The organism is bacterium, from assembly GCA_024226335.1.
GTDB lineage: Bacteria > Myxococcota_A > UBA9160 > SZUA-336 > SZUA-336 > JAAELY01.
Map to the genome: position 1 here is coordinate 1 of JAAELY010000433.1, position 1,193 is coordinate 1,193.

Annotated in this window: 3 protein-coding genes; 2 read left to right on the top strand and 1 reads right to left on the bottom strand. The window is 63.0% G+C overall.

Annotated features, from left to right (window positions below; all coding sequences use genetic code 11):
- A partial coding sequence (locus GY725_20865) for a hypothetical protein (protein MCP4006638.1) occupies positions 1-220 on the top strand: 220 nt, incomplete at its 5' end.
- A gap of 187 nt (positions 221-407) precedes the next feature.
- On the opposite strand, the gene GY725_20870 is transcribed toward GY725_20865, so the two are convergent.
- Positions 408-758, bottom strand: coding sequence for a transposase (locus GY725_20870; protein ID MCP4006639.1), 351 nt, complete (start codon positions 756-758; stop codon positions 408-410).
- A gap of 117 nt (positions 759-875) precedes the next feature.
- Between GY725_20870 and GY725_20875 the strand changes: the two genes are divergently transcribed.
- Positions 876-1,193 (top strand): nuclear transport factor 2 family protein (locus GY725_20875; GenBank protein ID MCP4006640.1); only part of this gene is annotated, 318 nt, incomplete at its 3' end.

Below are 1,193 nucleotides of genomic sequence, written 5' to 3' on the forward strand. Positions count from 1 at the left end.
CGCTCGATGGGATTCCGATCCGGATGCCGATGTCTGGTCGGATTACGGCGCCACCTTGGCCGCCGCGGGCCGGCGGGAAGAAGCCATCGAGACGTTCGAGCGCGCCCTCGTGGCCTGCCGCCAGGAACTCGAGCACGCCGATGACGATGACGAGGAGGACTTGCATCGTCTCGAGAGCGAGATCCGAGAAGAGCTATCGAATCTGACCCGCTCGCCGTAGAACCCACCGTGGTGCGCCAGCGAGCTGAATCGCCCAGTTTCACGCCAAGAACCGTTCGCAGTGGCGGCGCAATACACGCCAACACCGTCGATTGCGCTCCCGGCCGTGTCACAGAATCGTTCGAAACGGCGGTTAGGCCGCAATGCTCACCGAAATACAGCGAGCATTTGGCTGTATGAGCGAGCGATCAGGCGGCGCGATGCAGCTCGATCCCGGGCAGATGCTTCCGCCCGCCGACGCAGTTGACCATAAGATCGCACCGATCGCCGCATCCACAGCGTCGGCGAATTCCGCGCGGCCACTTCGGTCGTGGCTCCAAGCGCCTCCGGCGTGCGATACGTCCTCCGGTCCACACCTCATGCGGCGTGCGACCGTCAAGGGTCGTGTGAGGACGCACCGTGTTGTACCAGGTCGCATACAGACCGAGCTCACGCTGCATCGCCGCGAGCGACATCGGCACGAGCAGGCACCGAGTACATTCTTGCTTCATCGACCGAATGAATCGCTCAACGATGGCGATGCTCGCTGGCTGTCCCACCGCTCCGTAGCGAGGCCGGATCTGCCGCTCGCTGGCGTACTACACGCCGTGGCGTCTGAATGCGCTTCGCGTATCATGGACGCACGCCCTCGTTCGAACCCTCTGAAGGAGTCCGCGATGAGAAGAGCCCTGATCGTGACGGCCGTCGCCCTGGTGATCGTTTCGACCCCGCTTCCGGCGCAGCACCGGCATGACGACAGCGTCGAATACCAGCTGGAACAATTGATCGTGAAGTCCTACCTCCACGGCGCCTTCAACGAGTTGAACCCCGCCGCCATGGAGAAGGGATTCCACCCCGACTTCGCCATCTTCAGCGCCAAGGGCGACAAGCTGGGGCGCTACGAGATCGCCGACTGGGTCGAAGGCGTCGCCAAGCGCAAGGCCGACCCGGAATTCGACGCCGAGAAGAACAAATGGGACTACAAGATCACCAAC